The following is a 26,116-nucleotide window of genomic DNA, read 5'->3' on the forward strand; positions in this document are numbered from 1 at the left end:
GTCAGCCGCGCTGCGCAGGAATCCGGGCCGGGCCCGGGGTCAGGCGCCCAGCTCCGCCCGCGCCGCCACGAACGCGTCCACGGCCCGGTTGACGTCGTCGGTGGAGTGCGCGGCGGACAGCTGCATGCGGATGCGGGCGGCGCCCTGGGGCACGACCGGGTAGGAGAAACCGATCACGTACACGCCGCGCTCCAGCAGCAGCTCGGCCATCCGGCCGGCCACGGCCGCGTCGCCGATCATCACGGGCGCGATGGCGTGGTCGCCGGGGAGGATGTCGAAGCCCTCCTCCGTCATCCGGCGGCGGAACAGCGCGGTGTTCTCGCGCAGCCGGACCCGCAGGTCGTCGGCCGACTCCAGCAGGTCGAGGACCTTCAGCGAGGCGGCCGCGATCACCGGGGCGAGCGTGTTGGAGAACAGGTAGGGCCGGGAGCGCTGGCGCAACAGGGCGACGATCTCGGCGCGGGCGGCGACGTAACCGCCGGAGGCGCCGCCGAGGGCCTTGCCGAGCGTGCCGGTGATGATGTCGACGCGGTCCATCACGCCGTGCAGCTCGGGCGTGCCGCGGCCGGTGGGGCCGACGAAGCCGACGGCGTGCGAGTCGTCGACCATGACCATCGCGTCGTAGCGGTCGGCGAGGTCGCAGATCTCCGCCAGCGGCGCCACATAGCCGTCCATGGAGAAGACGCCGTCGGTGACGATCAGGCGGCGCCTGGCGTCGGACGCCTCCTTCAGCTTGGTCTCCAGGTCTGCCAGGTCGCGGTTGGCGTAGCGGAAGCGGCGGGCCTTGGACAGGCGGATGCCGTCGATGATGGAGGCGTGGTTGAGGGCGTCGGAGATGACCGCGTCCTCCTCGCCGAGCAGCGTCTCGAAGACACCGCCGTTGGCGTCGAAGCAGGAGGAGTACAGGATCGTGTCCTCCTGGCCGAGGAACGCCGCGAGGCGCCCCTCCAGCTCCTTGTGGACCTCCTGGGTGCCGCAGATGAAGCGCACGGAGGCCATGCCGTAGCCCCAGCGGTCCAGCGCCGCGTGTGCGGCGGCGACGACGTCGGGGTGGTCGGCGAGGCCGAGGTAGTTGTTGGCGCAGAAGTTGAGGACCTCGCCGGGGCGGCCGCCCGCGCTCACGTTGACGGTCGCGGACTGCGGGGTGTCGATGACGCGCTCGGGCTTGTGCAGGCCGGCGGCGCGGATCTCGTCGAGGGTGGCGCGCAGGTCGTCGCGCACGGATTCGAACATCGGGGAAGCTCCTTGGAGTGCTCGCGGGGGAAGAGGCCGGGGCGGGATCACGCGGTCCAGTCGAGGATGACCTTGCCGCCCTTGCCGCTCGCGGCGTCCTCGAACGCCGCCTCGAAGTCGCGGTAGCCGTAGCGGCCGGTGATCACGGGGGCGAGGTCGAGGCCGCCCTCCAGCAGCACCGACATCGCGTACCAGGTCTCGAACATCTCCCGGCCGTAGATGCCCTTGAGGGTGATCATCGAGGTGACGATCCGGGCCCAGTCGACGGGGAACTCCTCGGCGGGCAGGCCGAGCATGGCGATACGGCCGCCGTGCGTCATGTTGGCGATCATGTCGCGCAGCGCCTCGGGCCGGCCGGACATCTCCAGACCGATGTCGAACCCCTCGCGCAGGCCCAGCTCACGCTGCCCGTCGGCGATCTGGTCCCGCGCCACGTTCAGGGCGAGGCTCACGCCGATCTTGCGTGCCAGTTCCAGGCGTTCCTCGCTGACGTCGGTGATGACGACGTGCCGGGCCCCGGCGTGCTTGGCCACGGCGGCGGCCATCAGGCCGATGGGGCCGGCGCCGGTGATGAGCACGTCCTCGTTGACGAGCGGGAAGGACAGCGCGGTGTGCACGGCGTTGCCGAACGGGTCGAAGATCGCGGCGACGTCGAGGTCGACGGGGACCCGGTGCACCCACACGTTGGACGCGGGCAGCGCGACGTACTCCGCGAACGCGCCGTCGCGGCCGACGCCGAGGCCGACGGTGGCCCGGCACAGGTGACGGCGGCCGGCCAGGCAGTTGCGGCACTTGCCGCACACCAGGTGGCCCTCGCCGCTGACCCGGTCCCCGGCGGCGATGTCGGTGACGTCGCGGCCGGTCTCGACGACCTCGCCGACGAACTCGTGGCCGAGCACGAGCGGCGTGCCGATGGCCTGCTGCGCCCAGCCGTCCCAGGCGCGGATGTGCAGGTCGGTGCCGCAGATGCCGGTGCGCAACACCTTGATCAGGACGTCTCCGGGGCCGATGGCCGGCTCCGGCACGTCCGTGAGCCACAGTCCGGGCTCCGCCTTCTCCTTGACCAGCGCCTTCACGCTACGGCTCCTGTGGTGCTCGGGCCCGGGCGCGGGCAGGCCGAAGAAGCCCGCGTGCGGGAAGAGGGATGGGAATGCGTTCAGCAATCTGCCGTATAGCGCACGCCGGGGTCCATCGAGCTTTTCTTAAGCGGCGTCACAGCTTTCCTTCACGCCTTCGGTCCAGTCGTCACACCGGCCCGTGCACGCATCACGGCCGGCGGTCACACCGGCCCGTGCACGCGCCGAGGTGCTCATCACGGCCGGCCGTCGCACCGGCCCGTGCATGCCTGGATCCCGCCGCCCGGGCAACCGTCGATCCGGCCCGTCCATGTGCCCCGTGGCCGGTCTTCACACCAGCCCGTGTTCGAGCCGCCCCGCGAGGTCGGCGGCCGCGGACTTGATCGTCTCCAGGCCGGCCTTGCCCCAGGTCCGTGGTGCGCGGTCGGCGACGCACACGGTGCCGAGGACCGTTCCGGTGGAGTCGATGAGCGGCGCGCCGAGGTAGGAGCGGATGCCGTACTCGTCGACGACCGGGTTGCCCGCGAAGCGCGGGTAGTCGGCGACGTCCTCCAGGGCCAGGGCACGGCGGCGCACGGCGACGTGCGGGCAGTACCCGTGGTCGCGCGGCAGGACCCGGCCGAGCGCGGGGCGTGGCGGCTCGCCCGGCGCGGGCGGCGGCGGGGGCGGCGCGTGCAGCCCGGCGAAGAACTGGGCGTCCGCGCCGAGGAAGTTGACCATCCCGAACGGCGCCCCGGTGAGGTCGGCGAGGTGGCCGGCGTAGGAGTCGAGGGCGGGCTCGGGCCGCTCGCCGAGGCCCAGCAGGCGCAGGCGGCGGGTGCGGGCGGGTCCGTCGCGGTCCTCGGGGGTGAGCAGCAGCCGGCCGACGGGGCTCGGCGGCTCGTACCTCATGGCCGTTCTCCAGCGGTCCGGGGGTGGTTCAGTCGATGATCTGGGGGCGTCACGGTCTCTCCTGTCAGGCGCCGCGGGTGGAGGCGGGGGCGACGGGGGCGTAGGCGATGAGGTGCCGCACCAGGGTGAGCAGGGTCTGCACGCTGGAGGCGGAGATCCGGGCGTCGCAGCGCACGACGGGGATCTCCGGGGAGAGGTCGATGGCGGCGCGGACCTCCTCGGGGTCGTAGCGATGGGCGCCGTCGAACTCGTTGACGGCGACGATGAACCCGAGGCCGCGTTCCTCGAAGAAGTCGACGGCGGCGAAGCAGTCCTGCAGCCGCCGGGTGTCGGCGAGGACGACCGCGCCGAGGGCGCCCTCGCACAGTTCGTCCCACATGAACCAGAATCTCTCCTGTCCGGGGGTGCCGAACAGGTACAGCACGTGCTCGGGGTCGAGGGTGATGCGGCCGAAGTCCATGGCGACCGTGGTCTCCATCTTGTTCTCGATGCCCACGAGGCTGTCGGTGGCCGCGCTGACGGTGGTGAGCAGTTCCTCGGTGCTGAGCGGGGCGATCTCGCTGACGGCGCCGACGAAGGTCGTCTTGCCGACCCCGAAGCCGCCGGCGACGAGGATCTTCAGCGCGGTCGGGAAGGGGTCGCCGTCGTCGTGGCCCGTGTCCGCGGGTGCGCCGGCCCGGTACGCGGGGTGGCCGCCGTGGCCGGAGCGGTCGTAGGACGTCTCAGAGCTGTCGTCGTAGTCCATCGAGCACTGCCTCCAGTAGGGCCCGGTCGGTGGGTTGGTGGTGGAACGCCGGTGGTCTGGTGGTGACCGCCCCGGTGTCCACGAGGTCGGACAGCAGCACCTTGGTGACCACCGCCGGCAGCTTCAGGTGGGCGGCGATCTCGGCCACCGAGAGGGGTGCCCGGCACAGGTCGAGTGCCTGCGCGTGTTCGGGGCCGAGATAGCCGAGGGGGGTCGCCCCGGTGGCCATCACCTGTGACATCAGGTCGAGTGCGACGCTGGGGCGGGTGCGCCCGTTGCTCACCGTGAAGGGGCGCACGAGCCGGCCGGCCGCGTCGTCGAGCCAGGGTCCTTCCCCGGCCGCCGCCACGCTCAAGGCCGCATCGCCGGGGGTTCGGCGGACTGCTGGCGGGGCGCGGTCACCAGGTAGGGGCGGACGCTCTTGACGAGCATGGCCATCTCGTAGCCGAGCACGGCGGCGTCCGCCTCGCGGCCGGCGAGCACGGCGAGGCAGGTGCCGGAGCCTGCGGTGGTGACGAACAGCAGCGTCGCGTCGAGTTCGACGACGACCTGCCGGACGTCGCCGCCGTCGCCGAAGCGCACTCCGGCGCTGCGGCCGAGCGAGTACAGGCCGGAGGCGAGGGCGGCCATGTGGTCGGCGCTGTCCACATCGAGCCCGTGCACGGACTTCACGAGCCCGTCGCAGGACAGCAGGACGGCGCTGCGGGTGTGGGGTACGCGCTGGACGAGGCCGCTCAACAGCCAGTCGAGGTCGGTTGCCTGGGCGGTCGGCGCATCGCTCGCCATGGTGGATCGACTCCTTGGGGTACGGGGTGGGGCGGGAGCGGTGGGGGTGGTCATCCGGCCGGTGCGCTCCCGTCGTGCCGGGTGGTGAGACGGTCGGGCGCGGCGGCGTCGCGGTGGTCCGGTGCGGTGGCGGGCATGCCGTCGCAGCGGTCCGGTGCGGTGGTGGGCATGCCGTCGCAGCGGTCCGGTGCGGTGGTGGGCATGCCGTCGCGGGTTCCGGGTGGCGCGGGCCGGTGCACGGCGTGCAGCCCGGGGTGCGGGGCGTGCGGGGCGTGCTGGGCCGGGAGGTGCAGGGCGGTGGGGCCGGCCACAGGTTCCGGGCGGGGGCCGGTGACCGGGTCGAGGCTCTGCTGGGCCTCGGCCAGGGTGATGCCGCGCTGGAAGGCGGCCATCAGACCCGGGTCGGGCCCGGCGGCGTCGTCCTCGGGGCGGGGCAGGGGGCCGCCGCGCAGTTGCGGGACGAGGTGTTCCTGGGCGCGGCGCCGCGGCAGCCCGGGTTTGCCCATGGTGCCGCGGACGACTCCGGCCCGCGGGAGCGGCGGGGCGCCCGCGATCTCCTCCACGGCCGCCCGGTCCTCGGGCCGGATGCCGGGCACGGCAGCGGCCGGGGTGGGCCGCTCCTGCTGCCGCCCGCGCACGGGCAACGGCGGAACACTCGCCTCGCGGGCGGCGCCGTCGGTACGGGCAGCGGGGCGTGCCGCGCGGTCGGCCAGGGGGGCGGCGGGCTGCTCGGGCGGGGGGTACGCGGACTGCTCGTCCCGCACGGATGCGGGCCGCTCGTCCCGCACGGACGCGGGCCGCTCGTCCCGCACGGACGCGGGCCGCTCCGACGGCGGCAACGCGGGACGGCGGGCGTCCGCCTCAACCGGTTGCCCGGTCAAGTGCCGTTCTCTCTCGGGTGGTTGGGAGCCGTTGAGCCGGTCTCCGTCCGTCTGCGGTAGAACCGGCGCGCCGTCGCCCGCACCGTCCGGGACGCCGGCGTGGGGTGCGCTCGCCGGTGCCGGATGCGGCTCGTGCGGCGGCACGGCGTACAGCCCGGTGGGGTGCGCCTGCTGCGGCGGTCCGGCCTGCTGCGGCGGTACGACGACGGGGTGCGCGCCGGTGCCGGAGTCGCGCCGCCCGCCCGTGACCGCCGGGCCGGCGCCGGTGCCGACGTCGTGCGGTCGGTGTCCGCCCGCCGGAACGGCGCCGGGCCCGCTGTCGGCGTCGGCGCCGAGCAGCGCCTGCGGGACGACGAGGACGGCCTGGACGCCGCCGTAGATGTTGGTCTGCAACCGGACCCGGATGCCGTGCCGACGGGCGAGCTGGGAGACCACGTAGAGCCCGATGCGGCCGTCGGCGAGCAGCCGGGCGACGTTGACCTGGTCGGGGTCGGCGAGGAGCTGGTTCATCCGCTGCTGTTCCTCGACGGGCATGCCGAGGCCGCGGTCCTCGACCTCGACGGCGAGGCCGGAGGTGACGAGGTTGGCGCGCAGCAGGACCTGGGTGTGCGGGGCGGAGAACACGCCGGCGTTCTCGACGAGTTCGGCGAGCAGGTGGATGACGTCGGCGACGGCGTGGCCGCGCAGGGTGCCCTCGATCGGCGGGACCAGTTTGACCCGTGAGTACTGCTCGACCTCGGCGATCGCCGAGCGCAGCACCTCGGTCATGGAGACGGGGTGACTCCACTGCCGGCGGGAGACGGCGCCGCCGAGCACGGCGAGGTTCTCGGCGTGGCGGCGGATGCGGGTGGCGAGGTGGTCGACGTGGAAGAGGCTCTTGAGCAGGTCGGGATCCTCGATCTCGTTCTCGAGCTCGTCGAGGATGGAGATCTCCCGGTGCACCAGGGACTGCAGCCGCCGGGCGAGGTTCTCGAAGACCTCCAGTTTCTGCTCGCTGCCGGTCTGGCTGGACAGCTGTGCGGCCTGGACGACGGCGGTGACGGCGCCGTCGTGCGCGCGGGTCAGGTCGGCGGCGAGCAGGTCGAGGTCGTCGGCGTCGGCTCCCGGTGCGCGGCGCTGCGGGGGCGCGGGCGGGGCCTCGCCGCGGCGCAGCGCGTCGACGAGGGCGCGCAGGTCCGCCTCGCCGCGCGCGCTGCTGCGGCGCAGGGCGCCGACCCGGTCGCCGACGGACCGGGCGGTGCGGTCGGCGGCGACGGCGGCGATGACGATGCCGGCGAGGGCGACGGCGGCCGCGCCGGCCAGCACGGCCCACAGGCCGGCGCCGGGGCGTGGTCCCGAGGTGCGGACGGTGAACAGCACGGCCGCGCAGGCGCTCAGGGCGACGGCGGTCGGCGGGAGCACGGCGAGGCGCAGCAGCTGCGGCCGTATGTGGGCCTCGGGGACGGAGGAGTGGGTGCGGACTGCCGGCCGCCCGTGCCGCCCGCCGCCCTCACGGCGGTCTGCGCGTGCGGCCGGTGCGCGGAGGTGAGACATCGGTGTCCTCGTACTGGGGTCCTGGTCCGTCGGGAGGGGTCGCCCGACGGACACTCACAGTAGTCGGCAACGCATCACATGCGAGAGGCAGTTGACAAAGTCCCGCGCACAGCATCCCGCTCTGGTATGAGGCTTCGTACGACAGACCGATAAGACCGCCCGGGATGTGAACAGTGGCGATCACCTATCGATCAGAGCTGCTCAGCAGCGGTCATGACGAAAGGGCGAGGGCCGGGAGGCATGTCACCTCCCGGCCCTCGCCCGGTTCGTTCTCTGTTCGGTCGGGCACCCGGTGGGGATCGCTCGCGACCGGTCCGCGGCCCCCTACAGCCCTCCCCTTGGCATCACTCAGTGTGAGGATTGGCGTCGGTGCGGGATCAGATCGCCGTCCGCACCCGTGCCGGCAGGCGGGCCGGGTCGAAGGCCGTGGCGGCGAGGGTGCCGTCGGCGGTGAGCAGACCGAAGACCGGGTACCCGGTGACGTCGAAGGCCTCGCCGAGCGGCCCGTCGCCCTCCTCGACGACGACGTGGGCCACCCCGGACAGGGCCGCGACCTGCTCACGCGCCTCCTCCGGCGTGCCGTGCACGACGGCCAGAACGCTGCGGCCGGTGCGGAGCGCGGTGGCGCGGGCCTGCTCCACGAAGAGGGGCAGCCGCTCCTTGCAGGCACGGCACTCGGGGGTGAAGAAGGCGAGCATGGTCTCGCCCAGACCGTCGCGGGTGATCCGCTCGCCGGTGGTGGTGACGGCGGAGAAGGAGGGCACGGTGGAGCCGGCGGGGAGGATCAGCCCGTCCACCACCTTGTCGGACTTCTCCGCGGCCTGCGCCCGCAGTTTGCGGATGACGCCGAAGGTGAGCAGCAGGTTCAGCAGACACAGCACGGCGAGCAGCACGACGGCGCTGACGAGGAAGGGCATGGGTGACTCCGTGGTCTCGTGTCATCGCCGGGCGGGGTGTCCGCCGCGGCGGTCCGGGAGGGCGAGCCGCCTGTACGGTGCGGCGGCCGGCGCCTACGGGGCGGATCTGCGGACGCGTCCCGGGGTGCGGGGGGCGCCGTCGTCGAAGAGCGAGCCCAGCTCGTCGGTGAAGATCACGAGCAGCGCGCCGGCCAGCGCGGCGAACGCCGCGACGAGCACACCGGCCGGCTGCCCCGGCGCCGGCGTCCCCGCGAGGGCCGCCGCCAGCCCGAAGCCGGCCAGGGCGAGCAGCACGGTGTTGCGCACCACGTGCCGGCGCCCCAGCGGCGTCGTCGACGCGCCGAAGCAGGCGCACGACGTCCGCGTCCCGGCGCGCAACGCCCGGACGACGCCGGCCGTGAAGGCGACGAGCAGCAGCAGGGCCAGCCCGAAGCCGAAGGCACCGCCCGGTCCCAGGGCGAGCAGCACCACCGCGGCGCACTCCCCCGCTACGACGGCCACCGCCACGGGACGCACGACGCGGGCCGGTACGCCCATGGCGCGGGCGGAGTCCTCGAAGCCGGTGAAGGCCTGGGCGCCGCGCAGTTTCCCGGTCGCCGAGGCCGCGAACACGATGCCGGCGAGAAGCCGGACAGCAAGCAGGGCGTATGCCACGAGCAGCCCTCACCTCTCTGGGACGACTGAGCCGGAGGCAATCTAACCCCAAGGCGACATGAGCAACAGTGTTCATTTCCCGCTCAAGAATTTCCGGTGAATGTGGAATCACTGCGTCAACTTTTGCGCCCTTGCGCTCAATTGGCCACAGGACTTAACTTCTGCCGCGGCCGGCCTCACCATGGCCGGCCTTCATTCCTAGACGGAGGTCCGCGATGACCCGTGTGATCGCAACGATGGGTGACAAGCTGCTCGGCATGCTCCTCGAGGAGGACCGGGCCGGCGCCTGCGTCCCGGAGCACGGCACGTTCTGCAAGTGCGTGAACCACGTCCGCTACGTCTACAGCTGTTCCGGCCCCTGCGTGAAGGACGGCAGCTGCTGACGTCGGGCCCAACGCGCCGATGAAGCACGCCGATCCACCGGCCGGTTCCCCGAAGGCCCCGCCGCCTCCGGGGAACCGGCTGCGGGCCCGCGCCGCGTGGGCGGCGATCGCCCTGCAGTTCCGCGGCGCACCCGCGGCCGCCGCGCTGCTGTTCGCCACGACCCTCTCCGTCGGCGTCCTGCCGGCGGCCGCCGCCTGGCTCACCAAGCTGCTGTTCGACGAACTCGGCCGCGGCGCGCACACCGACACCCACCGTGCCGTCGGCCTCGGGATCGCCGTGGCCGCGCTAGGCGCGCTGTCCGCCGTTCTCCTGCAACTCTCGGCCTACCTCGACGAGTTGGTGCGCAGGCGGCTGGTCGTCGAGGTCGAGCGCACTCTGTTCGCCAAGGTCGACACGTTCCACGGGCTGCGGCGGTTCGAGGACCCGGCGTTCCACGACCGGCTGCGGCTCGCCCAGCAGGCCTGCGAGGACGCGCCGCACAACATCACGATGTTCACGCAGGAGGCGGTGCGCGCGGTGGCCGCGATCGGCGCCTTCACCGGCGCGCTGCTCGCCGTGTGGCCGCCGATGGTGGGCCTGCTCTTCCTGGTCGGCGCCGCCGCCCTGCTCGCCCGGCTGTCGCTGGCGCGGCGTCAGGCAGTGGTCTGGGAACTGAGTTCGGCCCGGCTGCGGCGCCATCTGTTCTACCGCTCGCTGCTCACCGACCCGCGGGCCGCCAAGGAGATCCGGCTGTTCGGACTCGGCGGCTTCATGAACGGCCGGCTGGTGCGGGCGCTCGGCGACGCCACCGAGGCCCAGCTGGCGGTGGCCCGCCGCGGCGCCCTCGTGCAGTCGGCGTTCGCCGCGCTCAACGCGCTGGTCGCCGGGCTCGGCACGGTCCTCGTGGTGGTGGGCGCGGCCCGTGGCCGGTTCACCGTCGGCGACGTCACGCTCTTCGTCGCCGCCGCGGCGGGCGTGCAGGGGGCGTTCACCTCCATCGTGCTCCAGGCCGGCACGGCCGCCGAGGGCGTCCGGCTCTTCGGGCACTACCTCGACCTGCTCGACACCCCCGACGACCTGCCCGGCGGCGCCGGCCCGGTGCCGGCGCTCACCGGCAGTCTCGAACTGCGCGACGTGTGGTTCCGCTACGACCCGGCCGGCCCCTGGGTGCTGCGCGGGGTCAGCCTCACCCTCCCGGCGGGCACCGCGACGGGGCTCGTGGGCCGCAACGGCGCCGGCAAGAGCACCCTCATCAAGCTGATGTGCCGGTTCTACGACCCCGAGCGCGGCGCGATCCTGTGGAACGGCACGGACATCCGCACGATGGACGTGTCCGAGCTGCGCCGCCGGGTCGGTGTGACCTTCCAGGACTACATGACGTACGACCTTTCGGCGGCGGAGAACATCGGCATCGGCGACCTGCCGCACCGCGAGGACCGGGAGCGGATCCACGCGAGCGCGGCGCTCGCCGGCATCGACGGGACCCTGCGCAACCTGCCCGAGGGGTACGCGACCCAGCTCAGCCGGGTCCACCGGGGCGAGGACGACGGCGCCACGGGGGTCACGCTGTCCGGCGGGCAGTGGCAACGGGTCGCGCTGGCCCGCTCGTTGATGCGGCGCGACGCGGACCTGCTGATCCTCGACGAGCCCAGCTCGGGCCTGGATCCGGAGGCCGAGCACGAGGTGCACCGCACGCTGGGCCGGCACCGGCGGGGACGCACCGCGCTGCTGGTCTCCCACCGGCTCGGCGCGCTGCGGGCGGCGGACCGCATCGCCGTGCTGGTGGACGGCGAGATCGCCGAACTCGGCTCCCACGACGAGCTGATGGCCCGCCGGGACGGGCACTACGCCCGGCTGTTCACCCTGCAGGCGGCGGGCTACACCGCCCACGGCGACCGGGGCAGGACGACGGAGGCGGCACCGTGAGGCGCCCGCGCCACGAAGGCGGCACCTTGACGGGGACGTCGATGGGGAGGGGGACGGCGACGAGGGCGGGGACGGGGCGGACGCTGACGGCGCTGGCGGCGGGCGCGGTGCTGCTGCTCGGCTCGGTGCGCGCCCTGCGGACACGGCTCACGCTCATCAGGGTCACCGGATCGAGCATGAGCCCGGCCTTCGCGGACGGCGACCGGCTCCTCGTGCGCCGCACGCGGCAGGTGCGGCGCGGCGACGCGGTGGTCTTCCGCAACCCGATGCCCGCCGCCGAGGGCGGGGCCCGCCTGGACTGGCTGGTGAAACGGGTCGCCGCGCTGCCCGGCGATCCGGTGCCGGAGGCCGTGCGCGCCGCCGTCGGCGCCCCGCGGGGCGGGCGGGTGCCGCCCGGCGCCCTGGTCGTCCGTGGGGACGCCCCGCGCACCCAGGACTCGCGCCACTTCGGCTACGTCCCCGCGACGGCCCTCCTGGGCGTGGTCCTCACCGGCCGGCGCCGCTGAGGGCCTCGCCCGCGCCGATCGACGCCGCTGGGGGCCTCGCCCGTACCGGCCGGCGCGGCTGTGGCCCTCGCCCGTACCGCGAGGCGTCCGCTGCTCGGCCATCCACTCTCAGTCGTCGCCCACCAGGTCCAGTCCCCGCGCCGCCCTCAGTCCCAGGTCCGGGGCCGGCCAGCCACGGCTGAGGGTCTGGGAGACGCCGCGCCACCAGGGCCGGGTGGGCAGTTCGCCGCCCGGCTCGAAGGGCGCGCCCGGCACGGGCACCGCCACGGGCTGCCCGACCACCTCACCGGCCGCCAGCGTCCACTCCCCCGGCTCGGCCCACGGATGCGGGGCGAGGTTGAAGGTGCCCCAGTGGATCGGCAGCAGCGCCCCGTGCGGCGCGCCGCCCTGGAGGTCGAGGTGGGCGCGCACGCCCTCCTCGGGAGTCATGTGGATGTCCGGCCAGAACTCGCTGTACGCCCCGATCTGGATCATCGTCGCGTCGAACGGGCCGTGGTCGGCGCCGATGGCCTGGAAGCCGTCGAAGTAGCCGGTGTCGCCGCTGTGGTAGATCCGGTGCTCCTCGCCCGCGACGATCCAGGACGCCCACAGCGTGTGCTGGGTGTTGCGCAGGCCGCGGCCGCAGAAGTGGCGGGCCGGGGCCGCGGTCAGGGTGAGGGCGCCGACCTTGGTGTCCTCGTGCCAGTCCAGCTCGCGCAGCCGGCTCTCCGCGACGCCCCAGTGCTCCAGATGGGCGCCCACACCGAGCGGTACGGCGAAGAGCGTGTCCGTGCCGGCCAGCGCCTTGATCGTGGGCATGTCGAGGTGGTCGTAGTGGTCGTGGGAGATCACGACGACGTCGACCGGACCCAGGGCGGCGAGCGGCAGTGGCGCCGGGTGCAGCCGTCTGGGGCCGGCGAAGGGGAACGGCGAGCAGCGCTCGCCCCACACGGGGTCGAACAGCACCCGCTGCCCGTCGATCTCCGCGAGCACGCTGGAGTGCCCCATCCAGGTCAGCCGCAGCCCCGTCGCCGGCGGCCGGGCGAGGTCGGCGAGCGTGGTGGCGTGGACCGGGACCGTGCCCGTCGGGGAGCGCCGGGGGCGGGCCTCCTTGTCGAAGTACACCTTGGCGAAGTCCATGGCGGAGCCGGACGGGCGGGTGCGGGCGGCGCCGCCGGGGTTCACGAACACGCCGTCCTTGAAGTGGGGCGAACGACGGATGCGCGCCAGGCGCTCACCGGCCGGGTCGGCGCCGAAGGCCGCCGGCCTCAGCGCGCGCAGCCCGGTGCTCGTGGGACGGGAGCCGGTCACGGCACCTCCAGAAGAGTCGGGGCGTTCCATTATGGTCCGCCGGGCCGCCGACCACGGGGCGGCCCGGAACCAGGGGGTCGCCACCAGGGGTGCCGGACGGCGCCATCGGACCCGCACACCCGGACGCGGGCTTGATTTCACGGACGGCTTGTCCGATAACTCTGTCGTCGGCCCGACGGCAAATGACTCGTCGTCGGGGCCGACGGCGAGGCGGAGGGGCCGGGAGGACGGACGGGGGCCGGGAGGACGGACGCGCCGCCAGGGCAGGCCCGCGGAGCAGGTGCGCGCGGGCAGGCCCGCGGGGGCAGGTGCGCGCGGGCAGGTGCGCCGCGCGCACCGCGGGTGGACAATGCGGCGACCGTCCCCGGACGACGGCAGGGGGAGAGATGTCACAGCGCAGTGACCTCCAGCGGCGCAGGGCCACCCTGGAGGACGAGTGGACCCGCTGGGTGCCGCGGCTGAAGCAGGCGGGCCCCTCGCCCCGTGCCCGGACCCTGCGTCCGGAGGTCGGCGAGTCGTGGGTGCGCTCGCTGAGCAGCGTGGACCCGCACCGCGACAGCGCGCCGGCCGTGGCGGGGGATTCCGCCGCCCGCCGCTGGGCCCGTTCGCCGCTGCGCCGCCCGGTCGGCGACCTGGCCGGTGAGCTGCACAGCATCGCCGACGACGCGGGGTTCGTCACCGCGGTCACGGACGAGTCCGGCACCATCCTGTGGACCTGCGGCGGGCGCACCATGCGGCAGCGTCGAAGACGCTTCTGCAGTGTTCGGGTTCTCTCGGGCCAAGGGCTACGACTTGGTCCACGTCCTCGACAGCGGCGAACCCGAGTACAACGGCAACGACGACACACACCCCACAATCGGGACCCTCCCCGACTTGCCCCCACGGTGCGCTCGTCACTCGCCTTGTCAGTTGCCCGCGACCGTGCCCTGCGCGAAGTGGAGATAGCGTTCGACGGACCGGGCCAGAACCTCGTTCCCGTGAGAGGTGACGGCACGGTGCCACCAGGCGCCGTAGATACGCTCGAAGCGGTAGTCGGCGAGCAGATCCGCGGCGGCGCGAATTGCGTGGGGGCGCTCCGGAATGTGGTTGGCGTAGCTGTACATCAGGGTGACCCAGCGGCTGTCCGGGCAGACGTTGACCACGTCGCCGGTGAAGAGGGCGCCGTCGCCCGCGCTCCAGTGCAGGATCGCGCTGCCGGGGAAGTGAACTCCCGGGTTGATCAGGGTGAGTTCGTCGGTGAGTCGGAGTGTGCGGCCGCCCCAGAAGCGTACGGCCGGGTCCGGGCGGCCCACCCATTGGCGGTCCGCTTCGTGGAGATGGACCGGGGCGTCGAAGGCGTGGGCCCACTCCACCATGGAGGAATAGAAGTGGGGGTGGCTGATGGCGATGTGGTCGATGCCGCCGAGTTCCTCGATGGCCCTGACCATGGTGTCGTCGAGGTAGGGAGTGCAGTCCCATAGGACATTGCCGGCGGCTGTACGCAGGAGAAGGGCCCGCTGGCCGATGGCGAACTCGGGGGTGACGCCGATACCGAGAACGCCGGGGCCCTGCTCCTCGAAGTGGCCGGTGTGGCCCTCTTCGCGCAGTTCGGCCAGCGTCGTCCACCGCTGGCCTTCCGGGCTCACGTACTGCCGCTCGTCCAGGCAGACCGGGCAGTCGGGACGCGGCGCGGCGTACTGGGTACCGCAGGTGCGGCAGATCGGGGGCGTCGTGAGGACGTCGGCGTCAGCCACGGTTGGCTCCCGCGAGCTCGGTGAGGACGTCCGGGCGGCTCGGCCGCCAGCCCAGCTCTTCGACGGCCCGCCGCCCCGACACCACCTGGTCGAGCGCGAGTGCCTCGGCGAACGGCTCCCCGAGCGTCTCGGCGGCTTCCGGCTGCGGCCACGGCTCGGCGCGGCCGATGCCGCCCGCGGCGATGTCGGCGGCGGCCGCGATCGCAGCCGCCGGGACGGACTCCCATGCCACACCGTGCAGGAGGTCGCCCGAGTGACCCTTGGTCAGTGCGAGGACGTACAGCTCGGCGAGGTCGTCGATGTGCACCATCGGCCAGCGAGTCGTAACCGGACCCACGTAGCGGCCGGTCCCGTGCTCCCGGGCCCAGCCGGTCATCAGGCCGGGGATGCCACCGTCGCGCCCGTAGACGATGCCCGGGCGTATCACCACGGCCCGCACGTCGTCCTCGGCGGCGGCGAGCACGCGCTGCTCGATCAGCGGCCGGTAGCCGACGATCGCGATGGGGTTGGTGTCTGCGTCCTCGGTCAGAGTGGTGCCCGAGGTGGCGCCCAGGACCCAGACGCCGCTGGTGTAGACGAATGCACGGCCGGTGCCGCGCAGCGGAGCGAGCAGCGCCTCCAGGGCGGCGGTGTCCACCGCCTCGTCGCCGGTCGGCGTGGCCAGGTTCACGACCGCGTCCACGTCGTCCGTCACCGCCGCGCGCAGGGAGGCCGGGTCGGCCAGATTGCCGACCCGCACCGGTGTGTCCGGATGCAGTGCGGCCGCGTTCTTCACCAGCGGCACGACGTCGTGGCCCTCCAGGGTCAGCTTCGACACGACCGCGGAGCCGATGTAACCGGTGGCGCCGAGTACCAGAACCTTCATGAACCCTCCCAAGCCACTGTTCCCGAACAGGAGAACCGTAGGAAGCGCGCCCCCGATCGCGGATCCGTCGAACGACCTGGTCGCGTACCGGCAGGCGCAGGTGACGAGGTCGACCGGAGCTTCGGGGTCGACTGGTTTACGGGGATGACGGGGTGAGCGGATGTCAGCCCAGGTCGAGCGCCCCCAAGGCGGCCCGCGAGGTCACACCGAGCTTCGGGTAGGCGTTGGACAGGTGGTAGCCGACCGTGCGTGGGCTGAGGAACAGGCGCGCGCCGATGTCGCGGTTGCTCAGGCCGGTCGCCGCGAGCAGGACGACCTCCTTTCCTGCGCGGTCAGTTGGTCGACGTGGTGCGCGCCCGCTGCCGAAGCGGTCGGGGCGACACCGACTGCCCGCAGCTCCGTCCGGGCCCGGCCCGCCCACGCGCCAGCTCTCATGCTTTCGAACGACTCCAGGGCCATGGTCAGCTCCTCCTTGGCCGCTGCCCGGCGCCTGCCACGGCGCAGCCACTCCCCGTACAGCAGTCGGGTGCGTGCCTGCTCGAAGGGGCGGCCGTCCCCCTCGTGGGCGGCGAGTGCCCGCTCGTAGAACTCCTCCGCCCTCGCGTCATCGTCGGCGAGCAGGGCGCGGCAGCGCAGCTCGACCGCCCCTGACCACGTGGTCCCGGTGGCCCGGGCCCAGCGCGCGAACCGGTCCGCGGCCGGCCCGGCGTCGGCTGCCCGGTCGATCCGGACGGCGGCCTCCACCTGGTCGGGCAGGCTGTGCACGCAGACCATGAGGTGCCCGTGCGGACCGCCGGTCAGTGCGGTGAAGCGCTGCATCGCCAGGTCGTAGCGGCCGCGCCCGAGGTCGAGCAGGCCCTGCGCCCTGGTCAGCCAGACGGGGATCGGCTCGACGCCGGGGCACGGGTACTCCCCCGCCCACTCGACGGGACCCTGCCGGTTCCCGCCCTCTCGGCCTTCGCTCCCTTTCGGTCCGTCCATGCCGCCAGGGCCCTGTCCGTCGAGCGCCTCCAGCACCGCCAGGACACCGCTGAGCATCGTGGCGAGATGGCGCTGACCCGTGTCGCAAGCGATCTCCAAACCCTCGACCGCCGTCGTGTACGCGTCCCGGTGCCGCCCCAGGAACAGCCGCAGCCGCGCAAGCCGCAGCAGCACCCGCGCCAGTACCCCGACGGCACCCTGCGCACGGCACTCCCACTCCAGGGCCACGGCCTCGTCGTGCACCGTCCGGTACTCGCCGAGCAGCATGTCCCAGCCGTGCAGCCGCACTTGATCGGTCAGGCTGCGCTCCTGCCGGGTCCGCACGACGTACGTGGCGAACTCACGTATCGCCGCGGCCCCGCTCGCCTGGTCACCCGTCAGCATGTCGAGCACTCCCGCGGCTCCACGCTCTACGGGATGGCCGCCGAAGTCCAGAGCAGCAACCCGCGCCTGGGTGTCCCGGGCGGCGACGACCGGGTCCGGCGCGTCCCAGGCCATCGCGGCCGACTCGAACAGCAAGCGCGCCCCCTTGGCGGGACAGCGCGCCGTCACCTGGGCAGCCGCCTCGACGAGCAGCAGCCGCGCCGACTCGGCACGGCCCCGCTCCCGTTCGAGGGCTGCACGGACGCTGGCGATCCGGGCGACTGCCGACGGGCTGCTCACCGGACCCGCCTCGTCGGCGAGGGCCTCGGCGAGTTCCGCCTGTCCGGCTTCGGCCGCGGCGGCCGAAGCGGCGGCCAGGCGCAGTGACCGGGCCTCCCGGTCCTCGGTCAACCGTGCGGCCCGTCGATAGGCGGCGGCGACCGCGGCCTGGCCGCCCCGCGAGCGGAACAGCTTGGCGCTGCGCTCCAGTTCGGCTGCAACCACCTCGTCGTAGCCGACGGTCGCCGCGGCCAGGTGCCAGGCCCGGCGGCCCATGTCCCCGGCGGCCGATGTCGCTTCGGCGAGCGCCCGGTGCGCGGATGTCCGCTCGGTCAGCACCGCTCCCTGGTACGCCGCAGCGCGCACCAGGGGATGCCGGAACGCCAGCCGGTGCCCGGACACCCGCACCAGGTCCGCTGCCTCCGCGGGCCCGAAGTCCCAGGCGGCCGCGCCCAATCGTTCCGCTGCCGCGACCACCAGAGCCACATCACCGGTGTCGTCGGCCGCGGCGACCGTCAGCAGCGACCGGGTCGGCTCGGGCAGCGCCCTGATCCGCTCGTCGAAGATCCGCCGCACCCGCCACGAAGCCGGCAACACGGCCATTTCCCGGGCGTCCAGCGGCTCGCTCCCCTTCCGCTGGGCCGTCGTCAGGGCCCCCAGAAGCTCGACCAGGGCGAGCGGATTACCCTGCGCGAGGCCGACGATGCGGTCGCGTACGACCGCATGCAGATTGGGCGCACGGCGGGTAAGGAGAGCCGCGCCCTCCTCGTCGGTCATGGGCCCCAGGCGCAGCATCGGCACGCCGGGCGCACCGTCGAAGACCGTGGACTCCTCGTGGGCGGCGAACACCATGGCCACCCGCCCCATACCGAGCCGACGGGCCGCGAACAGCAGCGCGTCCATCGTCTCCAGGTCCAGCCAGTGCGCGTCGTCGACCAGAACCACGACCGGACGTTCCTCGGCCAGCTCGTCGAGCAGGCTCAGCGTCGCGGCTCCGACGAGGAAGCGGTCGCCCGCGGGCGGGGCGTCCAGGGCGATCACCCCGCGCAGTGCCCGCAGTTGATGTTCCGTCAGGCAGCTCGCACGGTCCAGGGTGCCCCGAAGAAGCACCTGTAGACCGGCATACGGCAGTGCCGCCTCCGACTGGACGCCCGTGCACCGCAACAGTCGGCCTCCGTCCGCTGCCGCCACAGCACACTGGTCGAGCAGCGCCGTTTTGCCCGACCCGGACTCCCCCAGGACCACCACGGCCCCACCCCGGCCGGCCCGCGCTCCCCTCAACAAACCTTCGATGACAGCGCGTTCACAGTCCCGGCCGCTGAGATCGAAAGGTCTCAGGTCGGCGCCATCCGCCAAGACCGCGTCGGTCATCGGCGCTCTTCCCCTCTTTCGGACGCCTCACCGCCAGGGTGGGCGTGGTCGACGATGTCGTGGGCACCGCCGTCGGCGTCGGCGCAGCCCTATGCGTGGCGCCGGCCACGGGCGAGCGCCCGCCCACCTGCTCAACCATGCGTACCTTGGCGGGACATGCCCCGTTTCGTACCCGCCGATGGGCTGCCATTCCCTCCCTCGGCGCTGGACGAGCGCGGCGCACGACGTACACGATCAACTTGTTTCAGCCATCGGGAATGATCGCCATATACTTCCCGGGCTCGACGACCATGGGGGATGTCGGGCGGGGACACGGGGGCGTCATGGAGCTGCGTGACATCGAGATCTTTCTGGTGCTGTCCGAGGAACTGCACTTCGGCCGGACCGCCGAGCGGCTCCGGGTTTCCCAGGCCCGGGTCAGTCAGGCCATCAGGACACAGGAACGACGCATAGGTGCCGCGCTCTTCGAGCGCACCAGCCGTACCGTGCGCCTGACCGAAGTGGGACGCCAACTGCGCGACGACCTGCAGCCGGTCTACGCGGGCCTGCACGCGTCCCTGGAACGCGCCCGGCTCGCCGCCCGCGGCGTCACCGACCGGATCCGCATCGGCATGATGCCGTTCAACGTCGCCGACCTCCACTTCTACTGGAAGGCTTTCCGGTCGCGGCATCCCCAGTGGGAGCTGGAGATCCGCCAGTTGGTGTATATCGACCCGTTCGCCCGGCTTCGCAACAAAGAGTTCGACGTCCTGGTCGTCTGGCTGCCCGTCGAGGAGCCGGACTTCACCATCGGGCCCGTCCTGATGAGGGACCCCCGAATCCTCGCTGTTACGGCCGAGCACCCACTCGCGCAGCGCACCTCGGTACGGCTGGAAATGTTCGCCGACTTCCAGCACGCCATGCCGCCCGACATTCCTCAGTACTGGGAGGACGGCTATCTACCCTTCAACACACCGCGGGGACGGCTGATCGAGCGCGGTCGGCCCACGACCAACGCCGAAGACATGATCAACCAGGTGGGCATGGGCGAGACCATCCACGGCTTCCCCAGCCATGTCACCCGGCACTGGGGCATGCCGAACATCAGTTGGATACCCGTCCCCGACCTGGCGGCCCTGTCCTACGTCCTCATCTGGCGGACCGAGTCCGAGAACGAGGCGATCCGCGCCCTCGCCGACACGGTCCGCGAACTCGGCGCTTTCCAGTTCTGACGCGCCGCCCGGGTGCTCGTGGCAGTGCCTGAACAGTGGCCCGGACCGCTCGAGTGCGCCTGTGACCCGGAGCCCGCGACGGTACGTCGGCTGCCGAGCAAGGTGCGCCGTCACGTGACGGCCAGACGCGTCGACCGCTGGGCGACCTCGTCGATCGCGGCGGCCACGATATCGGCGTCCCGGGCGAGGACGCGCGCAGGACGGCCGGTCGCGGTGGCGAATACGGTCACCTGGGCGTTGTCCGCCGCGGCCCGTGCGGCGGCCCCGATCACGCGCGTCCGTTCGTGGGACGCCCCGGGGTGCCCGCCGCTCCCGACGACGAAGGTGGTCGGACAGCGCAGGGCCGCGAAATCGGCCGCGAGTCCGCCGTTCACCTCGTCCGTCGCGATGATGGCCTCCGCCCTCTGCCGGGGGGACAGCCCGGGGGCACCGCCGAGCCCGGCCACGACGCGCGTGAACCGGCCGGATCCGCGGAACGCTTCGCGCACACGGTCCTTGCCGGCCTCGTCGAGCAGCGAGACCGGATAGGCGCCGTCGACGAGGACCAGGCCACCCACCAGCTCCGGGTACTCCGCCGCGTAACACACGGCGATCGTCGCGCCGTGGGACCAGCCGACCAGGATCGGCTGCCGGAGCACCGTCGCCTCGATCACCCGGTCGACGTCGTCGATCGCGTCACGCACCGCGAAGTCCGCGCAAGGTCCCGATCCGCCGCTCGCGCGGTCGTCGAACGTGATGGTGCGGTATCTGCCGCCCAAGCGGTCGATGACCCGGTTCCACTGACGCCGTGTGGAGAAGCCTCCGTTGAGGAAGAGCAGCGGGGGTCCGTCGCCCAAGGAGTCGACACCGCGCAGGCGGATGTCCACTGCCGCGACCGTGAACTCTCGTGACATGCGAACGGGCCTTTCCTTTCTCGTAGTGGTGGGACTGAGTCGGCCTGTTCCGGATGTACGTTGCCGGGTCAGCACACGGCGGGCAGGTCGACTTCCACGGGTTCTAGGGCTTCTCCGGGCACGGTGCTCTGCGCGAAGGCGACGAGCCACCGGCCGTCGGCCTTCGTCATGAGGTGGAGCGCGGTGCCCGGCGCCACACCGGGACAAGCCGCCACCAGCGACGCCCAACGGCGGCCGGCCTCGCTCGACTCCCGGCATCCGCGCCGGCCCCTGCCCTCGCGGTGCCGGGAAAGCAGGTTGTCCGGGGCAGCACCTGGCGCGCGAAGACGCCGATCTCGTCGATGCCGGTCAGTGCGGTGCCGTACGGGATCGACCAGAAGGCGTCGTGCCGGAAGAGCCCCACAAACGCGTCGGGCAGCGCGTTCTGTTGGGCGTGCTCGAACTCGGCGACCAGCGCCACGATGGCGTCCACGTCCTCCTGGGCAGCGCTGGCACCGGCGACTTGTGGCTTCATGGAGGCTTCCTCAGTGGTAGTCGGCGGCCGATCCCCGGAAGAGCGATGCCGCGGTCTCGGCCATGGAGAGATCGGAGGACCTTCCGTCGACCGGCCCCGTCATGCGCGCGGCCGATGGACGGGAACCCGGACGTGACGGCGTCAGGCCGCTGTGCCCCGGGTGCGCCAGACCGTGACCGTGGTGATCAGGCCGACCACCGCGGCGCCCCAGAGCGCGACATCGAGACCGGCGGCGTCGACGGCGAGGCCGCCGAACAGGGCACCGAGAGCGACCGCCAGATTGAACACCGAGGTGTTCAGAGCGGTGGCGGCCTCGGCTTCGCGGGGCGCCGACTGCAGGATCCAGGTCTGGACGCTCACCGGCACTCCGCCGAAGGCCAGACCCCAGCCGATCAACAGCACGATCCCGCCCGCGGGGCTGGTCCCGACGAGCGGGAAGAGCGCCAGGATCAGGGCGAGCGAACAGCCGATCATCATGACCACGCGCCGCACATCGCGCCCCACGACCGCACCGGCGAGGAAGTTGCCCAGGATGCCGGCGACGCCGAACACGAGGAGCAGCGGGCCCACCATGCTCTGGCTGATGCCGGAGATCTCCCGCAGGGCGGGGCTGACGAAGGTGAACGCCGCGAAATGTCCTCCCACCAGCAGGAATGTGGTGACTACTCCGGTGCGGACGGCGGGGTTTCGGAACTGCGCCGCGAGCGTGCTCAGCCGAACGGGAGCGCGGGCGGGCAGCGACGGCAGGAGGAGAAGCAGCGCGATGACCACGAGCAGGCCGAGGCCGCCAACGGTGGCGAACGCGGTCCGCCAACTGCTGAACTCCCCGATGAGCGTTCCGGCCGGGACGCCCAGCACATTGGCGGCCGTGGCACCGCCGAAGACGAGGGCGGTGGCCCGACCGACATAAGCGGTGGGCACCATGCTCACGGCGATACCGGCCGCGAGCGCCCAGAACCCACCGATGCTGATGCCGATGAGGAATCGCGAGACGAGCAGCTCAGCGAAGTCGGAGGTCAGTACGGACAGCACGTTGGCGGCGGCCATCAGAGCCAGCAGGGCGATCAGGACGGTGCGCCGATCGGCCCGCCGGATGAGGACGGGCAGCAGCGGCGCGGTGGCGGAGGCGACAAGACCCGGCACGGTGACCAGCAGTCCGGCGGTCCCCTCGGAGACGTCCAACGAGCCGCCGATGGGAGTGAGCAGCCCCATCGGCAACTGCTCGGCCGTCACCATGGCGAAGGTGCCGACAGCCACAGCCACCAGGGCGAGCCATCTGCGCAGGGGCACGGAGGAAACCGAAGGTCCGGGCTCCGACGTCGGTGCGGAGCCGGCGGATCTTCGGGCGGATTCGGCCGTGGACAAGAGGAACTCCTTGAGGGTGTGGTGAGAGAGGAGAATGCGCGGGCCGCGAGCGTGGGCAGTGCGGAACTCACGGCCGGGTGACGGCGACGGTGTCGCGGGTCCCCCACAGGTCGAGCGCCTCGTATTGGGGTCGCCACCGGCGCATGTACACGTGGTGCGCGTGCTTGGGCAGGAGCTGGTCCAGGACCGAGGTGACGGTCCGCTCATCGGCGCCGTCCAGGAGCCAGGGCAGGAACCGCGCCGCACACGGTTCGATCCGGCGCGCGTGGGCGCGTCCGAAGAGATCCCACTGCTCCTGGCTCAGGACGGCCTGAACCAGCGGGAGGACGGTTTCCTCCTCATGGTCGAGGTGCTTGTCGAGGCCGGTGACCAGGCCGTCGGCGAGCTCCCCGAGAAGGTCCGGCCCGATGTGGACGTCGGTCAATCCGTCGTCGACCGCTCCGACGAGAAAGACGAGGGCGGCGTGCTCGGCCTCGATCGCCTCCAACCGCGTCAGGTCGAAGGGCCGACCGGCCAGCGCCTGCCGCAGCGGGGGCCACAGCGCCTCGTCCTCGGCGGCTTGATGGGCGTGCAGGGCGCTCTGGAACATTCCCCAGCCCGGGGCCACGCGCAGCACACGCCGGAGACCGGCACGATGGACGGCGACGGCCCGGGCGACGTGCCCCAATTCCCTGCGCAGCGCGTTGTGCACCGCGTAGGTCACGGTCATGTCGAGCCTCTCGCTCACGTGGGTCCAACTCCTGGGCTTCAAAGACTGATTGGGTGTCAGGAACCCCGACGGCACGCGTCGTCCCTGACACGAACCAGCGTCCCCCGAGGCCACCCCAGGATCAACGCAGACTTCGTGAGCCGATCGATAACTCAGCGGTTATCAATGCCCCTTAGCTGTCCGCAACGCGCTTTAGACCGGGACGTTTTCGGACGGGTTGAACGGGCTGCCATGGCCGGGCACGATCAGGTCCGCCGCGGCGAGCACCCGCAGGCGGGAGTTTCGCAGGACTTCACGGTCCGGGGCCACCGGGTCGTCCGCCGGGCCGTTCTCGTGCCACCACAGGTCACCCGCGAAAGCCACCACGCCCTCGCCCGTGCCCGCCAGCAGCGTGATGTCCTCGGGACTGTGGCCCGGGGTACGGATCAGGCGCAGGGACGGGGTGAGTTCGTAGCCCTCGGCATCCCGATTCGTCCACTTGTCGTCCAGGTACTCCACCTTGTGGTCGTGCACCCGGGCACGCCCGAAGAGACCCACGTTCATGGTGTTGTCGGGGTGGTGGTGGCTGAGGACGACGTCGGTGATGTCCTCGGGGGCGAGGCCCAGTTCCGCGAGCGGCCCGAGGATGTCATCGCGGCTCGCCACCATGCCCGGGTCGAAGATCACGTGTCGTCCCGCATCGGAGACATAGGAAACGGTCGCGGCGACCCCGGGGCCCGTGGAGCCCACGTAACCGGTGGTCAGTACCTTGAAAGCGGCGCTGCGGCCGAGCGGTGCGTCTGTCATGACCACAATCCTGCGGGGACCGGCGAGGGTTGACGAGTGGCACTCCTGCCCATGATCGCAGGATTCGTGCCAGCGGACTGCCACACTGCACTCATGCCGCCTTTCACGTCTGTCGCCGCGTACGTCCCTCCCGGCGTCGGCATGCTCGCCGTGGGCATCGTCTCCGAGGTGTTCGGCCCGCACGGAGCGGCCCTGCCCGGCTTCGACTTCGCGCTGTGCGCCGACCGGCCCGGAGAGGTGGCCGCGGACTGCGGAGTACCGCTCTCCGTCACGCACGGCTTGGACCGGCTCGCCGCAGCAGACCTCGTCATCGCCCTGCCCGGCGCCGGCTTCCGCATACCGCCCGCCCCGCCCGTACTCGACGCGTTGCGGACCGCGCACGCGCGCGGAGCCGTGGTCGCGGCCCACTGCGTCGGTACGTTCGCACTCGCCGCCGCCGGACTGCTCGACCAGCGGCGGGCAACCACCCACTGGCGGTTCGCCGAACTCCTCGCCGGTCGGTTTCCCGGGGTCACCGTCGAACCCGACGCCCTCTACATTGACGAGGGCACCATCGTCACGGGCGCCGGAGCCGCCGCGGGCTTCGATCTGTGCCTGCACCTGCTGAGGCGGGAGTATGGCGCCGCGCAGGCCAACGCCATCGCCCGGGACATGGTGCTGCCCGCCCACCGGGACGGCGGACAGGCCCAGTACCTGGCCACGCCCGTCCCCGAGGACGGCTGCGACGTACGGCTGGCAGAGGTCCTCGCATGGGCCCGGGAGAACCTCCACCAGCCGCAGTCCGTAACGGAGTTGGCGCTCCGCGCCACGATGAGCAAACGCACCTTCGCCCGCCGCTTCACCGCCGCGACCGGCACCACCCCGCACGCCTGGCTGCGCCATCTGCGGCTGAGCAGGGCGGAGGAGCTGCTGGAGACCACGGACCTCCCCGTCGAGGAGATCGCTCGCCAGGTCGGTTACGGCAGTGCGGCCGTATTGCGGGAGCAGTTCGTACGACGCCGGGGCGTACCACCCCGCTCCTACCGGCAGGCGTTCACCAGCGCGCCCCGCTGACCCGCGGCATCTCAGCGCTTTGGTCAAGCCGCCGCGGACCTCCACGGCGGGCCGGCATGCCGCCATGAGGTAATGCCACGGCCCATTCGGTGGGTGACCGCGGATGCCGCCTACGGCTTCTTCAAGGGCTGGCGGTCCGAGCTGGAGCGGGCGGACGTCTTCCACGTCATGGACACGACCCGGCACGACACCGTGGTCACCCGCTGGGCGATCGACCACCCCGTCCACGACCTGTTCAGCGGCCTGGCACGGCAGAAATGGAAACGCCGTTCCTGCGGCAGCGGGGCGCACGGCCTGCGGATCTACGACTGGGCACGCGTCGAGGTGCGGCCCTGGCACCGTCACCGTCGCAGTACCAGGGCGTCCGCTTCCTGCTGTGCTCCCGGGTCATGACCGACGAGGAGTGGGCGCGCGTGGCGGCCGAACCGCCGCTGCCGACCGGGGCGGACACCCAGGGCTGAGCGCGCGGGGCCGGGCAATCGAGGTGCCCGGCCCCGGGCGCTGCACTAGGGTGAACAGCCGTGGCGAGAGTGCGGTTGAGCGTGGCGGAGCGGCGGGAGGAGATCCTGCGGGCCGCCGTGGAGCAGATCGAGGAGCGGGGCGTGGCGGCGGTGCGGATCGCCGACGTCGCCCAGGCGCTCGGAGTGAGCAACGCGCTGGTGCTGTACCACTTCTCCACCAAGGAGAAGCTGGTCGCGGCGGCCTTCGCGTACGCCGCCGAGTCCGACCTCGCCCGGCTGCGGGAGCTGCTCGGCCGCCGTACCACCGCGCTGCGCCGGCTGCGCGCGGCGGTGCGCTGGTACGCGCCGACCGGGCAGGCCAAGGGCTGGCGGCTGTGGATCGAGGGCTGGTCGGCGGCGCTGCGCGAGCCGCCGCTGCGCCAGGTGGGCCGCGACCTGGACCGGCAGTGGAAGGCGGCGCTGGCCGAGGTCGTCGCCGAAGGGGTGGCCGCGGGCGAGTTCAGCTGCCCCGACCCGGCCGCCGCGGCGCTGCGGCTGACGGCTCTGCTGGACGGGCTGGCGGTGCAGCTGACCGCGTACGGCGGCACGGTCTCGCGCATCCGCGCGCAGGAGTGGGTCGATGAGGCGCTGGCCCGTGAACTCGGGCTGACCCGGGAGGCGTTGACCGCGCAGGCGCGGTGAGCGGCACCACCGCGGGGGTGCGGCGGCGCGGTGGGAAGGGGCCTCGTAGA

The 26,116-nt window shown here is 72.7% G+C and carries 25 protein-coding genes and 1 pseudogene; 7 read left to right on the forward strand and 19 right to left on the reverse strand.

Annotated elements, in window-relative coordinates; all coding sequences use genetic code 11:
* Positions 1-39: 39 nt before the first annotated feature.
* From AC0B9F_RS06710 to AC0B9F_RS06750, 9 genes are all read right to left on the reverse strand, one after another.
* A complete protein-coding gene (locus tag AC0B9F_RS06710; protein ID WP_471999250.1) occupies positions 40-1,233 on the reverse strand; it encodes a glycine C-acetyltransferase in 1,194 nt (397 codons plus the stop codon).
* A 47-nt stretch (positions 1,234-1,280) separates the two neighbouring features.
* Positions 1,281-2,309 carry an L-threonine 3-dehydrogenase gene (gene tdh, locus AC0B9F_RS06715; RefSeq protein WP_471999252.1) on the reverse strand — a complete coding sequence of 343 codons (1,029 nt, stop codon included), beginning with the start codon at positions 2,307-2,309 and terminating at the stop codon, positions 1,281-1,283.
* Positions 2,310-2,639: 330 nt separating this feature from the next.
* Entirely contained in the window at positions 2,640-3,200 is a 561-nt protein-coding gene (locus AC0B9F_RS06720) for a GAF domain-containing protein (protein ID WP_471999254.1), read from the reverse strand.
* Between the two features lie 64 nt (positions 3,201-3,264).
* On the reverse strand, positions 3,265-3,945 hold the full coding sequence (locus tag AC0B9F_RS06725; protein WP_471999256.1) for a GTP-binding protein: 681 nt from the start codon (positions 3,943-3,945) through the stop codon (positions 3,265-3,267).
* Positions 3,923-4,294: a DUF742 domain-containing protein gene (locus AC0B9F_RS06730; RefSeq protein ID WP_472000858.1), complete on the reverse strand. Its 372-nt coding sequence runs from the start codon at positions 4,292-4,294 to the stop codon at positions 3,923-3,925. The genes AC0B9F_RS06725 and AC0B9F_RS06730 overlap by 23 nt, the downstream gene beginning before the upstream one ends.
* Positions 4,295-4,296: 2 nt before the next feature.
* Complete coding sequence (locus tag AC0B9F_RS06735; protein ID WP_471999258.1) at positions 4,297-4,731, reverse strand: roadblock/LC7 domain-containing protein; 435 nt, start codon at positions 4,729-4,731, stop codon at positions 4,297-4,299.
* 50 nt (positions 4,732-4,781) lie between these two features.
* Entirely contained in the window at positions 4,782-7,145 is a 2,364-nt protein-coding gene (locus AC0B9F_RS06740; protein WP_471999259.1) for a sensor histidine kinase, read from the reverse strand.
* A 377-nt stretch (positions 7,146-7,522) separates the two neighbouring features.
* Positions 7,523-8,062 (reverse strand): TlpA family protein disulfide reductase, encoded by a 540-nt coding sequence (locus tag AC0B9F_RS06745; RefSeq protein ID WP_471999260.1) that lies wholly within the window; start codon positions 8,060-8,062, stop codon positions 7,523-7,525.
* A gap of 93 nt (positions 8,063-8,155) precedes the next feature.
* Positions 8,156-8,716: a MauE/DoxX family redox-associated membrane protein gene (locus tag AC0B9F_RS06750; RefSeq protein WP_471999261.1), complete on the reverse strand. Its 561-nt coding sequence runs from the start codon at positions 8,714-8,716 to the stop codon at positions 8,156-8,158.
* 215 nt (positions 8,717-8,931) lie between these two features.
* On the opposite strand from AC0B9F_RS06750, the gene AC0B9F_RS06755 reads away from it, so the two are divergent.
* Genes AC0B9F_RS06755 through AC0B9F_RS06765 form a run of 3 tightly spaced genes read left to right on the forward strand, consistent with a single transcriptional unit; the run spans position 8,932 to position 11,511 of the window.
* Positions 8,932-9,099: a hypothetical protein gene (locus AC0B9F_RS06755; protein ID WP_471999263.1), complete on the forward strand. Its 168-nt coding sequence runs from the start codon at positions 8,932-8,934 to the stop codon at positions 9,097-9,099.
* Positions 9,100-9,118: 19 nt separating this feature from the next.
* Positions 9,119-11,005, forward strand: a complete 1,887-nt coding sequence (locus AC0B9F_RS06760) for an ABC transporter ATP-binding protein (protein ID WP_471999264.1) — start codon at positions 9,119-9,121, stop codon at positions 11,003-11,005.
* Positions 11,006-11,046: 41 nt separating this feature from the next.
* Complete coding sequence (locus AC0B9F_RS06765) at positions 11,047-11,511, forward strand: S26 family signal peptidase (RefSeq protein ID WP_471999266.1); 465 nt, start codon at positions 11,047-11,049, stop codon at positions 11,509-11,511.
* A gap of 108 nt (positions 11,512-11,619) precedes the next feature.
* On the opposite strand, the gene AC0B9F_RS06770 is transcribed toward AC0B9F_RS06765, so the two are convergent.
* From AC0B9F_RS06770 to AC0B9F_RS06790, 5 genes are all read right to left on the reverse strand, one after another.
* Positions 11,620-12,801: an MBL fold metallo-hydrolase gene (locus tag AC0B9F_RS06770; RefSeq protein WP_471999267.1), complete on the reverse strand. Its 1,182-nt coding sequence runs from the start codon at positions 12,799-12,801 to the stop codon at positions 11,620-11,622.
* Positions 12,802-13,706: 905 nt separating this feature from the next.
* Positions 13,707-14,534, reverse strand: a complete 828-nt coding sequence (locus AC0B9F_RS06775) for an MBL fold metallo-hydrolase (RefSeq protein ID WP_471999269.1) — start codon at positions 14,532-14,534, stop codon at positions 13,707-13,709.
* Positions 14,527-15,399 (reverse strand): NAD-dependent epimerase/dehydratase family protein, encoded by an 873-nt coding sequence (locus tag AC0B9F_RS06780; RefSeq protein ID WP_471999270.1) that lies wholly within the window; start codon positions 15,397-15,399, stop codon positions 14,527-14,529. The genes AC0B9F_RS06775 and AC0B9F_RS06780 overlap by 8 nt, the downstream gene beginning before the upstream one ends.
* A gap of 163 nt (positions 15,400-15,562) precedes the next feature.
* A complete protein-coding gene (locus AC0B9F_RS06785) occupies positions 15,563-15,709 on the reverse strand; it encodes a helix-turn-helix domain-containing protein (protein ID WP_472000861.1) in 147 nt (48 codons plus the stop codon).
* Positions 15,688-18,393: an AAA family ATPase gene (locus tag AC0B9F_RS06790; protein WP_471999271.1), complete on the reverse strand. Its 2,706-nt coding sequence runs from the start codon at positions 18,391-18,393 to the stop codon at positions 15,688-15,690. Before AC0B9F_RS06790 ends, AC0B9F_RS06785 begins: the two co-directional genes overlap by 22 nt.
* Positions 18,394-18,716: 323 nt before the next feature.
* Between AC0B9F_RS06790 and AC0B9F_RS06795 the strand changes: the two genes are divergently transcribed.
* Positions 18,717-19,604, forward strand: coding sequence for a LysR family transcriptional regulator (locus AC0B9F_RS06795; protein ID WP_471999273.1), 888 nt, complete (start codon positions 18,717-18,719; stop codon positions 19,602-19,604).
* A gap of 110 nt (positions 19,605-19,714) precedes the next feature.
* Here AC0B9F_RS06795 and AC0B9F_RS06800 read toward each other — a convergent pair whose 3' ends face one another.
* The 5 genes from AC0B9F_RS06800 to AC0B9F_RS06820 all read right to left on the reverse strand — a co-directional run bounded on the left by AC0B9F_RS06800 (position 19,715) and on the right by AC0B9F_RS06820 (position 23,871).
* Complete coding sequence (locus tag AC0B9F_RS06800) at positions 19,715-20,497, reverse strand: alpha/beta fold hydrolase (protein WP_471999275.1); 783 nt, start codon at positions 20,495-20,497, stop codon at positions 19,715-19,717.
* Positions 20,498-20,663: 166 nt separating this feature from the next.
* A complete protein-coding gene (locus AC0B9F_RS06805) occupies positions 20,664-21,011 on the reverse strand; it encodes a hypothetical protein (protein ID WP_471999277.1) in 348 nt (115 codons plus the stop codon).
* A gap of 141 nt (positions 21,012-21,152) precedes the next feature.
* On the reverse strand, positions 21,153-22,301 hold the full coding sequence (locus tag AC0B9F_RS06810; protein WP_471999279.1) for an MFS transporter: 1,149 nt from the start codon (positions 22,299-22,301) through the stop codon (positions 21,153-21,155).
* A gap of 142 nt (positions 22,302-22,443) precedes the next feature.
* Positions 22,444-23,103, reverse strand: coding sequence for a hemerythrin domain-containing protein (locus AC0B9F_RS06815; protein ID WP_471999280.1), 660 nt, complete (start codon positions 23,101-23,103; stop codon positions 22,444-22,446).
* A 174-nt stretch (positions 23,104-23,277) separates the two neighbouring features.
* Positions 23,278-23,871, reverse strand: coding sequence for an MBL fold metallo-hydrolase (locus tag AC0B9F_RS06820; protein ID WP_471999282.1), 594 nt, complete (start codon positions 23,869-23,871; stop codon positions 23,278-23,280).
* A gap of 93 nt (positions 23,872-23,964) precedes the next feature.
* On the opposite strand from AC0B9F_RS06820, the gene AC0B9F_RS06825 reads away from it, so the two are divergent.
* The 3 genes and pseudogenes from AC0B9F_RS06825 (at position 23,965) to AC0B9F_RS06835 (ending at position 26,066) form a co-directional block, all read left to right on the forward strand.
* Entirely contained in the window at positions 23,965-24,924 is a 960-nt protein-coding gene (locus AC0B9F_RS06825; RefSeq protein ID WP_471999284.1) for a GlxA family transcriptional regulator, read from the forward strand.
* Between the two features lie 81 nt (positions 24,925-25,005).
* Positions 25,006-25,275 (forward strand): annotated as a pseudogene (locus AC0B9F_RS06830) (IS701 family transposase); the annotation flags it as partial.
* A gap of 170 nt (positions 25,276-25,445) precedes the next feature.
* Positions 25,446-26,066, forward strand: coding sequence for a TetR/AcrR family transcriptional regulator (locus AC0B9F_RS06835; RefSeq protein ID WP_471999286.1), 621 nt, complete (start codon positions 25,446-25,448; stop codon positions 26,064-26,066).
* Positions 26,067-26,116 lie beyond the last annotated feature (50 nt).

Source organism: Streptomyces sp. NPDC097129, assembly GCF_055668065.1.

Bases quoted from the DNA above. Each gene is read 5' to 3' on its own strand.
- AC0B9F_RS06710 (WP_471999250.1), bottom strand. From the start codon at position 1,233: ATGTTCGAATCCGTGCGCGACGACCTGCGCGCCACCCTCGACGAGATC.
- AC0B9F_RS06720 (WP_471999254.1), bottom strand. From the start codon at position 3,200: ATGAGGTACGAGCCGCCGAGCCCCGTCGGCCGGCTGCTGCTCACCCCC.
- AC0B9F_RS06725 (WP_471999256.1), bottom strand. From the start codon at position 3,945: ATGGACTACGACGACAGCTCTGAGACGTCCTACGACCGCTCCGGCCAC.
- AC0B9F_RS06735 (WP_471999258.1), bottom strand. From the start codon at position 4,731: ATGGCGAGCGATGCGCCGACCGCCCAGGCAACCGACCTCGACTGGCTG.
- AC0B9F_RS06740 (WP_471999259.1), bottom strand. From the start codon at position 7,145: ATGTCTCACCTCCGCGCACCGGCCGCACGCGCAGACCGCCGTGAGGGC.
- AC0B9F_RS06745 (WP_471999260.1), bottom strand. From the start codon at position 8,062: ATGCCCTTCCTCGTCAGCGCCGTCGTGCTGCTCGCCGTGCTGTGTCTG.
- AC0B9F_RS06755 (WP_471999263.1), top strand. From the start codon at position 8,932: ATGACCCGTGTGATCGCAACGATGGGTGACAAGCTGCTCGGCATGCTC.
- AC0B9F_RS06760 (WP_471999264.1), top strand. From the start codon at position 9,119: ATGAAGCACGCCGATCCACCGGCCGGTTCCCCGAAGGCCCCGCCGCCT.
- AC0B9F_RS06765 (WP_471999266.1), top strand. From the start codon at position 11,047: ATGGGGAGGGGGACGGCGACGAGGGCGGGGACGGGGCGGACGCTGACG.
- AC0B9F_RS06780 (WP_471999270.1), bottom strand. From the start codon at position 15,399: ATGAAGGTTCTGGTACTCGGCGCCACCGGTTACATCGGCTCCGCGGTC.
- AC0B9F_RS06790 (WP_471999271.1), bottom strand. From the start codon at position 18,393: ATGACCGACGCGGTCTTGGCGGATGGCGCCGACCTGAGACCTTTCGAT.
- AC0B9F_RS06795 (WP_471999273.1), top strand. From the start codon at position 18,717: ATGGAGCTGCGTGACATCGAGATCTTTCTGGTGCTGTCCGAGGAACTG.
- AC0B9F_RS06800 (WP_471999275.1), bottom strand. From the start codon at position 20,497: ATGTCACGAGAGTTCACGGTCGCGGCAGTGGACATCCGCCTGCGCGGT.
- AC0B9F_RS06805 (WP_471999277.1), bottom strand. From the start codon at position 21,011: ATGAAGCCACAAGTCGCCGGTGCCAGCGCTGCCCAGGAGGACGTGGAC.
- AC0B9F_RS06820 (WP_471999282.1), bottom strand. From the start codon at position 23,871: ATGACAGACGCACCGCTCGGCCGCAGCGCCGCTTTCAAGGTACTGACC.
- AC0B9F_RS06825 (WP_471999284.1), top strand. From the start codon at position 23,965: ATGCCGCCTTTCACGTCTGTCGCCGCGTACGTCCCTCCCGGCGTCGGC.